This window comes from Rhodococcus sovatensis, assembly GCF_037327425.1.
Taxonomy (GTDB): Bacteria; Actinomycetota; Actinomycetes; order Mycobacteriales; family Mycobacteriaceae; genus Rhodococcoides; species Rhodococcoides sovatense.
On sequence record NZ_CP147846.1, the window covers coordinates 2,320,507 to 2,333,006 of the forward strand.

15 protein-coding genes are annotated in these 12,500 nt (G+C 63.5%); 10 read left to right on the forward strand and 5 right to left on the reverse strand.

Features of this window, described 5'->3' with window-relative positions:
- Positions 1-25 precede the first annotated feature (25 nt).
- The 3 genes from WDS16_RS10795 to WDS16_RS10805 all read left to right on the forward strand — a co-directional run bounded on the left by WDS16_RS10795 (position 26) and on the right by WDS16_RS10805 (position 3,596).
- Positions 26-1,561 (forward strand): class I SAM-dependent methyltransferase, encoded by a 1,536-nt coding sequence (locus WDS16_RS10795; RefSeq protein WP_338892655.1) that lies wholly within the window; start codon positions 26-28, stop codon positions 1,559-1,561.
- A gap of 105 nt (positions 1,562-1,666) precedes the next feature.
- Positions 1,667-2,638 (forward strand): sigma-70 family RNA polymerase sigma factor, encoded by a 972-nt coding sequence (locus WDS16_RS10800; RefSeq protein ID WP_068375872.1) that lies wholly within the window; start codon positions 1,667-1,669, stop codon positions 2,636-2,638.
- 487 nt (positions 2,639-3,125) lie between these two features.
- Positions 3,126-3,596: a hypothetical protein gene (locus WDS16_RS10805; protein ID WP_338892658.1), complete on the forward strand. Its 471-nt coding sequence runs from the start codon at positions 3,126-3,128 to the stop codon at positions 3,594-3,596.
- Positions 3,597-3,664: 68 nt separating this feature from the next.
- Here WDS16_RS10805 and WDS16_RS10810 read toward each other — a convergent pair whose 3' ends face one another.
- Positions 3,665-4,231: a TetR/AcrR family transcriptional regulator gene (locus WDS16_RS10810; RefSeq protein ID WP_338892660.1), complete on the reverse strand. Its 567-nt coding sequence runs from the start codon at positions 4,229-4,231 to the stop codon at positions 3,665-3,667.
- Positions 4,232-4,311: 80 nt separating this feature from the next.
- On the opposite strand from WDS16_RS10810, the gene WDS16_RS10815 reads away from it, so the two are divergent.
- Positions 4,312-5,259: an esterase/lipase family protein gene (locus tag WDS16_RS10815; RefSeq protein WP_338892662.1), complete on the forward strand. Its 948-nt coding sequence runs from the start codon at positions 4,312-4,314 to the stop codon at positions 5,257-5,259.
- Positions 5,260-5,507: 248 nt separating this feature from the next.
- Here WDS16_RS10815 and WDS16_RS10820 read toward each other — a convergent pair whose 3' ends face one another.
- A complete protein-coding gene (locus tag WDS16_RS10820) occupies positions 5,508-5,777 on the reverse strand; it encodes a hypothetical protein (protein ID WP_338892664.1) in 270 nt (89 codons plus the stop codon).
- Positions 5,778-5,931: 154 nt separating this feature from the next.
- Here WDS16_RS10820 and def point away from each other — a divergent pair, with 154 nt between their 5' ends.
- Positions 5,932-6,498 (forward strand): peptide deformylase, encoded by a 567-nt coding sequence (gene def, locus WDS16_RS10825; protein ID WP_338892666.1) that lies wholly within the window; start codon positions 5,932-5,934, stop codon positions 6,496-6,498.
- A gap of 133 nt (positions 6,499-6,631) precedes the next feature.
- Positions 6,632-7,063: a MepB family protein gene (locus WDS16_RS10830; protein ID WP_338892668.1), complete on the forward strand. Its 432-nt coding sequence runs from the start codon at positions 6,632-6,634 to the stop codon at positions 7,061-7,063.
- A gap of 455 nt (positions 7,064-7,518) precedes the next feature.
- Here WDS16_RS10830 and WDS16_RS10835 read toward each other — a convergent pair whose 3' ends face one another.
- Positions 7,519-8,259, reverse strand: coding sequence for an SDR family oxidoreductase (locus tag WDS16_RS10835; RefSeq protein WP_338892669.1), 741 nt, complete (start codon positions 8,257-8,259; stop codon positions 7,519-7,521).
- A gap of 111 nt (positions 8,260-8,370) precedes the next feature.
- Here WDS16_RS10835 and WDS16_RS10840 point away from each other — a divergent pair, with 111 nt between their 5' ends.
- A complete protein-coding gene (locus WDS16_RS10840) occupies positions 8,371-9,303 on the forward strand; it encodes an AraC family transcriptional regulator (RefSeq protein WP_338892671.1) in 933 nt (310 codons plus the stop codon).
- 118 nt (positions 9,304-9,421) lie between these two features.
- Positions 9,422-9,562: a hypothetical protein gene (locus tag WDS16_RS10845; protein ID WP_338892673.1), complete on the forward strand. Its 141-nt coding sequence runs from the start codon at positions 9,422-9,424 to the stop codon at positions 9,560-9,562.
- Here the strand turns inward: WDS16_RS10845 and WDS16_RS10850 are convergent.
- Both WDS16_RS10850 and WDS16_RS10855 read right to left on the reverse strand, forming a co-directional pair.
- Positions 9,559-10,446 carry an SDR family NAD(P)-dependent oxidoreductase gene (locus WDS16_RS10850; RefSeq protein WP_338892674.1) on the reverse strand — a complete coding sequence of 296 codons (888 nt, stop codon included), beginning with the start codon at positions 10,444-10,446 and terminating at the stop codon, positions 9,559-9,561. The genes WDS16_RS10845 and WDS16_RS10850 overlap by 4 nt on opposite strands.
- Positions 10,443-10,787 carry a nuclear transport factor 2 family protein gene (locus tag WDS16_RS10855; RefSeq protein WP_338892675.1) on the reverse strand — a complete coding sequence of 115 codons (345 nt, stop codon included), beginning with the start codon at positions 10,785-10,787 and terminating at the stop codon, positions 10,443-10,445. The genes WDS16_RS10850 and WDS16_RS10855 overlap by 4 nt, the downstream gene beginning before the upstream one ends.
- A 163-nt stretch (positions 10,788-10,950) precedes the next feature.
- Here WDS16_RS10855 and WDS16_RS10860 point away from each other — a divergent pair, with 163 nt between their 5' ends.
- Together WDS16_RS10860 and WDS16_RS10865 are read left to right on the forward strand one after the other, a co-directional pair.
- Positions 10,951-11,778 carry a MerR family transcriptional regulator gene (locus WDS16_RS10860; protein ID WP_338893337.1) on the forward strand — a complete coding sequence of 276 codons (828 nt, stop codon included), beginning with the start codon at positions 10,951-10,953 and terminating at the stop codon, positions 11,776-11,778.
- A 283-nt stretch (positions 11,779-12,061) separates the two neighbouring features.
- Positions 12,062-12,370: a hypothetical protein gene (locus WDS16_RS10865; RefSeq protein ID WP_338892676.1), complete on the forward strand. Its 309-nt coding sequence runs from the start codon at positions 12,062-12,064 to the stop codon at positions 12,368-12,370.
- Positions 12,371-12,500 lie beyond the last annotated feature (130 nt).

Here is a 12,500-nt window from a genome sequence, read left to right on the forward strand (position 1 = left end):
GGGCGCTTACTGAAAGACTGAGCAGGTGACTGCAACGCTGCTTTCCGCCTGCCCTCCTCTCCGCGAGGCATTCGTCCGATGCCGGTACGACGCCGACGCTCTTCTCGACGCGCTCGGCGACGCCGGTCATGCCGCGCTCGGTCGAAGCGAACCCGTTCCGGTGCGGATCGCCTGTCGCTCCCATGGTGATCTCGGTGTTCTCATCCGAATGTTCCTACTGGTCGACGACATCGCCGAGGCCGATGCTGCATCGGCTCTCGCACCCCTCTCCGTAGACGACGCGATCGCCGCATCGATTCTCGTGCGCAGTGGACCCGGGCTCGTTCGAGCTTCGGTCGACATCAGACCGTTGGACACCGGCACCGGGACTCGTTGGGTCGTCTCCGACCTGGACGGAAGCATGCGCCCGGCCCCGACTGCTTCCGATCATGTTCTCGGAGTCGGGCAGGCGTCGTTGTCTCTACTGCGAGGTACACCGACGACACCGGTCGGTTCGGTGTTGGACGTCGGCACAGGCTGTGGGGTCCAGGCCGTGCACGCTGCCGGATATGCGGGTTCGGTGACGGCCACAGATATCAGTGAACGCTCGATGCTTCTTGCCGCCGCAACCATGGCGCTCAACCAGCTCGACGCCGAGTTGATCCGCGGGTCGTGGTTCGAACCGGTGACAGGTCGGACATTCGATCGCATCGTGGCGAACCCTCCGTTCGTCGTCGGCCTCGGCACGGTCAGTCACAGCTACCGCGATTCGGGTCTCGACCTGGACGGTGCCAGCAAGCTGATGATCGAGAATGCGCCCGCACATCTGAATCCGGGCGGTACCGCTGTCATCCTTGCGTCCTGGGTGCATGTCGAGGGCGAGGACTGGCGCGCTCGTGTGGCGTCCTGGCTCCCCGATCACGGGGTCGATGCGTGGATACTTCAGCGCGATGTCGCCGACCCCGCACTGTATGTGGGCACCTGGATGCGTGACGGTGGAGTCGACCCGCGTGACGATGCCGGTGCCGCCCAGGCAACCGCGTGGCTAGAGCACTTCGCTGCAGCCGACGTCACCGGCATCGGGTTCGGCTTCGTGTATCTGCGTCGCACCGACCTGCCGACAGATGTGCTGGCCGAGGATCTCAGGCACGCATTCGAGGACCCGCTCGGCAACGAGGCCATCGACTATTTCGCACGCCTCCAGTGGCTACGAGAGAACGACCCTTCGGATTCGATCTTCGAGCTGGACATCTCGACCGCGCTCGAACGGGTCTATCTTCCCGGCGCCGAGGGTTGGGAACGCGAAGTGACGCGTGTGCATCGCGGCAACGGGCCGAATTGGCAGCACGAGATCGACGAACTCGGCGCAACATTGCTGTCCGGACTCTCCCCCGGAGGACTGCGACTGAACGAACTGATCGAGCTGCTTGCGGCGGCGAACGATCTCGATGTCGACGAGTTGTCGATCTCGGCGACCGAGCTGGTGGTGGGTCTTGTGCGGCACGGCTTGGTCCGACCGGCGGGTATTCGGATCCCCGTTCCCAGCCCTGACACCTTCTCAGCAACTTCTCAGGACAAGTAAGGGATAGACCCTGGTCAGACGGGTATCACGGGGTGCAGCGCGGGAACTTTTCCAAGTCTTCCGGACGTTGAGCTTTATGAGACACCACCGATCAGGAGGCAAGTCATGACCAGCCCCAGCACCACGACCCGCCCGCGCCCCACCGATGCCGATCTCGACGCTCAGAGCCCGGCAGCGGACCTCGTTCGCGTTTACCTCAACGGGATCGGCCGCACAGCGCTGCTGACGGCCGACGAGGAAGTGGACCTCGCCAAGCGCATCGAGGCGGGGCTTTACGCGAAGAATGTGCTGGAGAACACCAAGCGACTGACAGCAGCGAAGAAGCGGAACCTGGCCATCATCGTGCGCGACGGAAGTGCAGCCCGTAGCCACTTGTTGGAGGCCAATCTTCGCCTCGTCGTATCGCTCGCCAAGCGGTACACCGGTCGTGGAATGCCCCTGCTCGATCTCATCCAGGAAGGCAACCTGGGGCTGATTCGCGCAATGGAGAAGTTCGACTACGCCAAGGGATTCAAATTCTCCACGTACGCAACGTGGTGGATTCGACAGGCCATCACGCGTGGCATGGCCGATCAGAGTCGCACTATCCGGCTTCCTGTCCACCTAGTCGAGCAGGTGAACAAACTGGCTCGTATCAAGCGAGAGCTTCACCAGCAGCTCGGCCGCGAAGCGACCGACGAGGAGCTGTCGAACGAATCAGGGATCCCAGCGGAGAAGATCGCCGACCTCCTCGATCACAGCCGCGATCCGGTGAGTCTGGACATGCCGGTAGGAAGTGACGAAGAAGCGCCACTGGGCGACTTCATCGAAGATTCCGAGGCGACATCCGCCGAGAATGCCGTTATCGCAGGGCTTCTGCACAGCGATGTCCGGACAGTCCTCGGGACACTCGACGAACGCGAGCAGCAGGTGATTCGCCTCCGCTACGGTCTCGACGACGGTCAGCCGCGCACCCTAGATCAGATCGGCAAGCTGTTCGGTCTCTCGCGTGAGCGCGTGCGCCAGATCGAACGCGAGGTGATGGTCAAGCTTCGCCAGGGCGATCGGGCCGAGAAGCTGCGCTCCTACGCCAGCTGATCCACAGCAACAAGCCCCCTGAAACCGGTGGACCAGTAGTGATTACGCTCCTACTGTCTCACCTCATGCGGTGGTCGAACCGAGGTCTCTCCCCCCTCTGGGATCTCGGTTCGGCCGCTGCTTGAAAATTCGTTCCGGTGAGCAGCCCAGTTCTACGACAGCGTTCAGGTCGTGGACCCATGAGGTGGCGCCCGGCACTTGATCGCCGTCATGGTGGTACGAGGAAGGCCCGCACCCTAGGTATCGGGGTGCGGGCCTTTCTGGTCGCCCAATTGCTGCGGGGCCAGGTCAGCTCGGCTGGCCGGTCTGCGCGCTCGGAACGTCATCGAACCGTGATTTCCCGTTTGTTAATGCTGCGGCGGTACACGTCGATAGACCCGAGACAAAGCGTTTGTAGTCGACGACTGTGCAGGCCACGCTAACCCGGGCGATGACCCGATAGAGCCCACTGTCCCGACTTCGACTCACCACGAGAAGGGACAAGGCTGTGCGCAAGCTCGGACTTCGATGTGCAACCACCGCGGCAGTTTTCGCAGCTATGGTCGTGGGAGGTGGAGTCGCACAGGCCGCCCCCGTAGCCGTGCCTGTCTATCAGATCCCGGCGACGGCCTTCGCGGTCAGCGGACTCGTCGTTCCGGGGCCTGTCTTCGCGACAGTGACCGCGCGGTCACTCGCTCCGACGACGACAGAATTCGCCGCTCCCGCCAGTCCCTCGGCGTGCGCGACGACAGCCGGACGTGCTCTCGTCAAGATTTCCTACCTCAACGTCAATACCGGCGCCAGCGGATCGGTCACTGTCAAGCCCTGTGAGTATTTCATCGACCCGACGCCGACCAGCGTTGTTGCGAACACCGGATCGGGCCGAATCGTGTTGACAACTCAGGTAGTCGGATCACCGTTCGCGCCTGCAGCAGGCCAGCCATCGATCCCAGGTATCGGAACCTTCCACGCGCCGTAGCGATCTGATACTGGATGTACGCCGCGACGAAACAAGAGGCCGCCCAGGGCAATTCGCGGGTGCCGCCATCATGTCGGTGGCACCCTGATGTCCACCGGATGTGCCACGATGGCGAGAACGGCGGCCCGCAAGTCGTCACGGGGCCCCCGCGCGCCGAGCTCCTGAAAGCTCACGTCGGCAGCCATCGCGACTGCGAGGGTCGCGACCGGTGCGGCCGGTGACCAGCCGATCGCCTCGAGATCCGCGCGCACGAGAGCGGCGAACATCGCATTGCGCTCGGCAACCTGCTCGCCCAAATCGGTTTCCGATCGTGCCTGCGCGAGAAACGCCTTCGTTCCCGGCGTAGCCAGGCAGGCGTCGAGGAAGGCAACGAACCCGGTACGTAGCCGTTCGACCCCCGGGGGCAGCCCCTCGATCGCCGACTTCATTAGAGATTCCAGCTGGTCGTGGTATCTGCGATGAAGCTCGACGATGTAGCTTTGCCGATCCGGAAAATGCTGGTAGAAGCTACCTTTGGCCATCCCGGCGGTGGTGGTCACGGCGCTGATCGACAGTGCGCCGACGCCCTTTTCCTCCGCAAGTGACATCCCCGCATCGAGCAGCGCTCGACGTCCGGGTCCAGCGGGACGCGCCACAAAGACCACCTTCCCTCGTCCGGGTCGTGAGTGTACCGTTTCCGTTAATGACCGACCGGTCAGTCAAAACAGGAGGGGCTATGCGAATCCGTTTCGTGCACGCACTTACCAACGCCGTCTCGGCTGCCACCGTCGCTGTAATCATGGCAGCGACGGCCGCGCCAGCCGTCGCACAGCAGGCACCGGAACCGACGGAATACCCCTTCAGCTACCTGTCCGGAGTCCGGGCGCAGGCCGCTGACCCGGGCAGCGCTCCGCCGGGCACGAACGACCCCACCTGCCGGTCGGATCGGAACCCTGTTGTCCTCCTGCACGGTTTCGTCTCGAACTCCACACTGACCTGGCAGGCACTGGCTCCGCTGCTCCGCAACCACGGCTACTGCGTATTCACCTTCGACTACGGCAGGGCGGATTTCTCGAGCACACTCGGTGGCATCACGCCCGTCGAGCCGAGCGCAATCGAGTTCGCTCTGTTCGTCGACGATGTCCTCGCCGGCATCGGCGCCGACAAGATCGACCTGATCGGGCACTCCGAGGGAGGGACGATGCCGTTCCACTTCCTGACCCGGCTCGGCGGCGCCGACAAGGTCGGCCGGTACATCGGCATCGCGCCCCTGTATCGCGGGACCTCCCAGTGGGGGCTCGCTGGCCTGATCGGCGACCTGTATTCCTCGCCTGCCGGGCAGGTGCTGACGGACGTGTGCGGGGCGTGCCGCGACATGGTGTCCGGCTCAGCCTTCCTCGCCGAACTCGACCCACACGGCGATGCGGCACCCGGTGTGCAGTTCACCAACATCATGACGCGCTACGACCAGAACGCCACCCCGTACACGACCGGCGTGCTCGAAGGTCGGAACGTCAGCAACATCGTCGTCCAGGATCTGTGCAGCCAGGACTACTCGGACCACTACCAGCTCACCTATTCGCCGACGACGGCACACATCGTGCTCGGTGCGCTCGACGCGAACTACACGGCGACGCCGATGTGCTCGCCGTCGCTGCCCATCCTGGGCGTCCTCGGGTCGTGACGACGCACGCGCGTCGACCCGGCGATCAGGGTTCGGTGATCGGGGCACGGCCCCAAGACCTCAGCACAATCGGCGGGGACCGAGTTCGTTGCGGGCCGGCTGATGCGGAGACGCGCGTTGGTCCGGATTCCCAGTCGTCGCCGTAACAGCCCGGTTCGTTTGCTCTGGCGAGGACGGTGCACGTCTCGCCGTCGACCGTCAGGATGAACGGCCCATCGTCTGCGGTTCGTCGTTCGCTACCTGCCGGCTCACCTCCCTAAGCTGGCCGCAACACGGCGGTGCGCTGCGAGGTCGGCGGGGGCTGCGGCGAGGGTGTACCCGCAGGTGCCTTGCGGTGTTCCGCGGCCGCGGACGTTGGTGTCGAGAGTGATGAACTGGATGCGTCCCCTCCCCCGTTCATTGCCGGAGTCGAGCGTAGGAGCAGGTCGGTGAGCGCCGAGCATGGTACGAAGTGTCTTGCCGCGTACCGCGGCTATCAATGGTTCCGGATCGTCATCGAACTTATTTGGTTTGACCACGACTCCGTCCTACTACTGAAACGGGGTCCAGGCACACAGAAACTTCGCAACATGGAACTGCGAAAGCGTTGACGAGACAGACGCGTTGGCGCGCGAATGTGCGGTCGGTCCCACGGTGGCCCCGCCCAGACGCCAACGTGGGACAATAGGTGCCATGCCTGTCTCTGAGCTCGTTCGTCTCGGCACTGCACGGCCGATCATCCGTTGGGGCACTTCAGTCCTTCACACCCCGGCCCGACCGGTAACCGATTTCGGCGGAGGGCTTCAGGAATTGCTTGCCGATATGTTCGCGACCAACACTGCTGCTGATGGAGCCGGTCTGGCAGCCCAGCAGATCGGCGTCGATCTGGCAGTGTTCATTTACGACTGCAGTGACGAAACGGGGCGACGACAGACCGGCGTCGTGTGCAACCCGGTCGTCGAAGTACCAGAAGGAAACAACCGGCGGCTCATCGAGTTCGGGGAAGGATGTCTGTCGCTACCCGGTGCGTATAGCGATCTCGCCAGGCCCGAATTCTCCACCTGCCGCGGCCAGGACCAGTACGGTGATCCGCTCGAACTGACTGCCGGTGGCACCCTCGGACGCTGCTTTCAGCATGAGACCGACCACATCAACGGCACTGTATTCGGCGACAGGCTTTCAACACGTAAACGCAAGCAGCTCCACCGCGACCACGAGGCAGTTTCCACTCACTATGGAGCAAACTGGCCAGCGAAGTGATTTGCTTCTACCCCCTGCTATACCAGCCCTCGAGCCATTGAGCTTGTCCCCCGGATCAAAACTGGGCCGTGTTGCTCGAGGCGGTAAGAGACGCTTCTCCGGGTCATTGCGATGAGTGAGATAGCTTGGCGTTGTGCGGTTCAGTGCGTTCGAGGTCTATGCGGCCGAGGTAGGGATGACCGTTGCGGTGACCCCCGAGTTGCAGAACAGTGACTATGAGTCGGGCATTGCCCAGATCTGCGACGAGGCGTGGCATATCCGGACTGCGCGAACCACGCCGACCAAGCCGGGCGCTTTCGTCGCCTTCTGGCTCCGAGACACGGACGGAACGACGACGCCGTTCAGTGATGACGATCTCGCAGCGGGCCTGCTTGTCTTCGTCGAACAACAGGGCCGACGAGGCGTGTTTCGGTTCACCGGCTCGCATCTCGCCGCACTCGGGATCACGTCAGGGAAGCGGCCGGGCAAGCGTGGGTTCCGGGTATACCCGAGCTGGTGCGCGGACCTGAATACTCAGGCCACGGCGACGCAACGTGCTCAGGCGCTCGCGTTTCAGGAGTATTGAGCTCAGGCCGTGCTGGCGACCCAATCGAGGTTCCCGGACTGCTGCGCGAAGATCCTGGGTCTTCTCCAGCATGCGCGCCCAGACCCTTGCTCGGGACCACCGGTTGAAGTTCTTTTGGGCGACCCACCGGCGGCTGACCAGTCGTCCTCGCCGTCGGAAACAGCGGCCCGATCACAACCCACACCTCATCCGAGACCACATGACGCGACACGACCCCCGGCCTCATCCCAACCACCGAATCGAGTTTAGCGACACTCTCTAGGCGGCGGCTCGATGAACGACGGTGTCACCGTGACTTGGTGGTGACACCGTTCTGCAGCACTCGCTCGACTCGAGCACGGCGTACAGAACACTGCTTCTTTTCGGTCGCAGTAGGTCCGGGAGGCAGAGCTTTCAGTGCGGCAGAGTAGGGCTCGGTGTCGGCGAGCCCTACCCTGCCTCTGAGGAAGAGTCGGTCAGCGGACCTGAGCCAGGGCGACGGCGTCAGCGCCTGCGGGGAAACGTAGGGTGCCGGTGGTGTCGTGAACTGCACGCCAGATCGCCTCGGCAACATCGGCGGGTGTGGTGACATTTCCTTGGACACTGAAGGCCTCGAGGACTGGGCCGGAGAATCCGGCATACGTCTCAGGAAGATAAGGACTGATGTCTCCCCCGTTGGCGGTGAACCGGGTCGTCGGGCAGTAGCCGGGTTGGACAAGCTTGACGTGCACGCCGAATGCTGCGAGCTCGAGCGCCAGCGACGCAGTAAATCCTTCGGTGGCCATCTTGCTGGCCTTGTACATGGCGGTGAGGGGCATCGCCCCGAGGACGACGCTGGAGCTGACGTTGACGATGACGCCCGAGCTGCGCTCGCGAAATTGAGGGATGATGGCTTTGGTAGTTGCCATGACGGCGAAGGTGTTCGTCTCGAACAATTCGCGGGCCTTGTCGAGCGGGGTGGCTTCGACTACACCGATCGAGCCGATTCCAGCGTTGTTGACCAGTACGTCGATGGGGCCTGCCTTGGCGAACGCGGCGGCGATGCTGTCGGGATCCGTCACGTCGAGCTGCAGGATCTTGACGCGGTCCGATATGGGAAGGACCCCTTCGCGTGGTGTGCGCATGGTGGCGATGACACACCATCCCTGTGAGTGGAAGTAGCGGGCGGTTTCGAGGCCGTATCCCGAGGATGCGCCAGTGATCAGAATTGTTTTCATGACCAGAACACTATGCAGCGCCGACAGGACGATCTATAGTTGTACATCCGTAATTCGTTATTGATCGTCCGGTTCTTTGGCGTTGAGCGACGCGGTAGTGAGGAGTGTTCGGTGTCCGATCCCCTGTCCGAGGTGGTGCAGATGCTCCGACCGCAAGGTGTGTTCTCCAAACGCATCTCGGCGGCGGGCGCATGGGGTGTCCGCTACACCGCGTTCGGTCAGCCCGGATTCTCCGTCGTCCTCGAGGGCAGCTGCCGCCTGGCCGTAGACGGCGAGCCTGAAATCGTCATGCACAAGGGCGACTTCGTCCTACTGCCAACCACTCCCGCGTTCGAGATCTCAGGCTTTTGCGATGTCGAGCCGATCTCGATGGACCCACTTCAGATGACCGATGACGACCTGGACGTGGACTACTCGCACGGCGCAGAACCCGAGGTGCGCATCCTCGGTGGGAGTTTCGTGTTCGACTCCCCGGACGCAGCCCTGCTGAGTGCGTTGCTACCCACGGTCGTCCACGTGCGCGGAGTCGAACGTTTCGAGGCGCTCGTCTCCCTTGTAGCCGACGAAGCGCTGCGGGACAGGCCCGGGCGGACTCTCGTGCTGACGCGGTTCGTGGAGATCCTGCTCGTGGAAGCTCTTCGGACGACGGTCACCCCTCAGACACCGCCCGGCCTGCTCCGGGGTCTGGCCGACCGCAAGCTCTCCCCCGCCATTCACACGATGCACGAGCACCTCGACACGCCGTGGACGGTCGCGCAACTGGCCACAGTCGCGTCGTTGTCGCGATCAGCGTTCTACGAGCGCTTCACCCGACAGATCGGAATGCCACCCATGGAGTATCTGATGGCGTGGCGAATGGCGGTCGCTCGCGAGCTACTCCGACATGACGACCTCGGGCTACTCGAGGTAGGACGCCGAGTCGGATACGGCTCGGCCAGCGCCTTCAGCACCGCCTTCAGCCGGTACACCGGCGAATCCCCCAGCGGCTATGCCCGCAGAACCGGACGCAGCCAAAGGAATGCCCCGAGCTTGCAAGCAGTTTGAGCTGCAGCCGAAACCACCCGGCTCCGACCGACAGTGCGTGAGCGACCTGCCCGTTTTGTGAGCGGTGTGCGCTGGGGCGTCGAGCGGGGGCGAGTGCTCGTCGGTGCCGGCCGAGGCCGTGAGCGCGGCACGCGCAGTGCCGGTGTATGGATTGGTGGGGGTGCGTGTTCTCGGGTTGCGGTATCTGTTGCCGTGGAGTGGTGACGGCCAGGTCGTTGACGACGACCTGGCCGTCGTCACCGTGGGATCGGTCAGCTAGTGCACCGGATGGGTAGGTATCGAATCTTGTTCCGGCAGGCTCGGCTTGGCGGGGAAATCCGCGCTACGAGACAGTGTTTCGTTCGACCGGATGTCGCCCAGGTTCTGTTCCAGCGCGTCGACGACGGCGTCGAACCCGCTATTGCCCAGAATTAACCGGTGTGGCGGCGGATCCTGGGCCATCGCCGCGATCACCGCACGGGCACCGCGATGCGGATCGCCCGGTTGCATCCAGTTCATGTCGACGAAAGCGGCGCGCACCTCCTCCAGCATGTCGTGGTAATCCGGAATCGCCTCCGCGACAGGCTCGTCGGCGAATCCGGCGTAGGCGTTCGTGCGAAAAGCCCCAGGTTCAACCGCCAACACCGAGAGTCCTTGCTCGGCGACCTCCTGGCGCAGCGCGTCGGTGACGGCCTCGATCGCGTATTTCGTGGCGCTGTAGTAGCCGAATCCGACCGCCGCCAGAAGCCCGGCCACTGAGGACACGTTGACGATCCACCCGCTTCCGCGGGCTCGCATTCCCGGTAGCACTGCGCGCGTGACAGACAGCACCGCGAAGAAGTTCAGTTCGAACATCGCCCGTATCGACGCTTCGTTCATTCCCTCGATCGATCCGTACCAGCCGCGGCCGGCGTTGTTGACCAGCACGTCGATACCGCCGAAATGCTCCTCGGCTGTTCGTACCGCTTGTAGGACCTGTGCCGCGTCGGTGACATCCATGGGCACTACGAGAACGCGGTCACCGTACTGATCGGCCCACGACGCCAGTTCCCCTGGTCGCCGGGCGGTGAGTACCACGCGGTCACCCGCCTCCAGCGCGACCTCGGCGTACGCCATACCGAAACCGCCGGGTGTGCCACCGGTGATGAACCATCGCTTGCTCATGGCTCGATCACCAACCGGTTGATCAGCGCGCCGTCAAGCGTGAAGCGGTAGTGCAGGTCGATGACTCCCCCGGGAAAGTTGCCCTCCAGGTGCTGCACGACGTCGACGGTGGTGCCGATCGTGGTTGCTCCGGTGAACTCGGTTGTGTAGGTGTACTCACTCTCGCTGACCGAGGCGGTCAGCCAGGCCTCGATCTCGTCACGGCCCGAGTGGTCGTGGCCCTCATCGGTCACCACGGCATTCGCGGTGAATACGGTGAGCGCTAGAGCGCCTTGTCGGGCGTCGAGTGCGGTCATGAACTTCTTTACGTTGTCCGGGAGTCCGTCCCATTCTGTGGTCATGACACCACGGTGATGCTTCCCCTAAGGGGAATGTCAACCAAGTCAAGGCACTGGTGTCCATGCCGGACACCAAGCCCGGCCGCTTGTTGACCTTGCCCTAGGGGGAAGCTCAACGATGAGCCCTACCCAACAACGCAGACGACGCAACGCACAGGAGGACACCATGGGCGCACAGGTCTCGATCGGCGACTTCGCAGTGATGACCAGCCTCAGCAGAAAAGCGCTACGGCACTATCACGAGATCGGGATTCTGGAACCAACTCTCGTGGACGCGCACACCGGCTACCGCTTCTACGACACCAGCCAGGTCGACCACGCACACATAATCCGCCGGTTCCGATCGCTCGGCATGTCCATCCCGGATATCAAGGCATTGCTGAGTGCAGAAAACGCCGCGGCCCGCACCGAGATCCTCACGACCCATCTCGAACAAATGGAGGTACAGCTGCAGCACACTCGCGACACTGTCGGCGCGCTACGCGAACTACTCTCCCCCGTGGGCGCCCCCGCCGAGATCGAGCTGCGCCTAGAGCCGGCGCTCGCCGTGTGGTCCATCGGCACCACTCTCGAGGTCGCCGAGATCGACAGCTGGTTCGCGGTGACGGTCAGGAAATTGCGAGATGCCGTTGAAGCGGCGACAAGTGTTGACTCCCAGGTCGTACCGGGCGGCCTGTACGACCGAGCACTCTTCCTCGAATCCCGAGGCGAAGCCACCCTCTTCGTCGCAGCTCCACAATCGACGGACCCCCCGGAAGGCATCCGGGCCCAGCTCCTCCCGCAGGCCCAATTCGCGGTCCTCACTCACTCCGGCGGCCACGAAGGTATCGACCGCAGCTACGCGGCCCTGGGAACATACACAAACGAACAATTGGTCAGCGGCCACGGACCGATCCGCGAACACTACCTCGGCGGCACGGCCTCAGAGCCGACTGCGTTTACCGCAACCGAAATCTGCTGGCCCATCTTCAGTACCGCTCCAACGCCCGAGTAGACCTCAATGAGTCAGGCGGGCGCAGCACCACACTTGGACGACAACCATCCCCGCGGCGGACAGGACAGCAACCGGTCTGGTCCCGAGTTGGCGCGAAGCGCACCGGAGTTCGGTTCGGTGGGACGGCGTCGGGGCCGATGTCGTCGGGTGCGTGCATGAACGCGTGCGCTGGCTCTTTCTGCACCAACGGGCCCGGTCCGAAGCCGACGACCCACGATCGAACGGGTCAACGCTCCATCTGGTTCGAGGATCGTCCGAACGCCACTTCGATAGCATCAGGGCGGTGACGACATCCTTGTTCGCCGCGGCCGGCCTGCAGGATTGCGCGGACGCAGGTATGGACTGCATGCCCGGCTTCGGGTTGTTTCTGTCCGCCACCTTCGGCGGTCTCCTGTTTCTCCTCGTTTGGGTGTCAGTCTGTATGGCCGCGTCCGTCAGCGTCGTCACTGCATTCAGTCGACTAGGGCTACCCCGCACCCTCGCGTTCTTACTCGGGATTTGGCTGGTACCGATTGCTGGTCTCGGCCTGTGGCTCTACTACGGACGGTCTCCCCAGCGCGGATCGAACAGGGAGCCTGCAGCTACGCGGTAGCGGACGACAACGCACAGCCAAATAGGCGTGAGCAGCTGACATACTCACAATGTGCACCACTTCTTCCCCGACCGAGAACAAGTGCTGACTGCGACCTGGACCCCGTCCCGCGGAGTCGAGATCCCGCACG

What these genes read in the sequence shown, in the direction of transcription:
- WDS16_RS10800 (WP_068375872.1), top strand. Translation starts at nt 1,667, where the DNA reads ATGACCAGCCCCAGCACCACGACCCGCCCGCGCCCCACCGATGCCGAT.
- WDS16_RS10835 (WP_338892669.1), bottom strand. Translation starts at nt 8,259, where the DNA reads ATGAAAACAATTCTGATCACTGGCGCATCCTCGGGATACGGCCTCGAA.
- WDS16_RS10850 (WP_338892674.1), bottom strand. Translation starts at nt 10,446, where the DNA reads ATGAGCAAGCGATGGTTCATCACCGGTGGCACACCCGGCGGTTTCGGT.
- WDS16_RS10860 (WP_338893337.1), top strand. Translation starts at nt 10,951, where the DNA reads ATGGGCGCACAGGTCTCGATCGGCGACTTCGCAGTGATGACCAGCCTC.
- WDS16_RS10855 (WP_338892675.1), bottom strand. Translation starts at nt 10,787, where the DNA reads ATGACCACAGAATGGGACGGACTCCCGGACAACGTAAAGAAGTTCATG.
- WDS16_RS10815 (WP_338892662.1), top strand. Translation starts at nt 4,312, where the DNA reads ATGCGAATCCGTTTCGTGCACGCACTTACCAACGCCGTCTCGGCTGCC.
- def (WP_338892666.1), top strand. Translation starts at nt 5,932, where the DNA reads ATGCCTGTCTCTGAGCTCGTTCGTCTCGGCACTGCACGGCCGATCATC.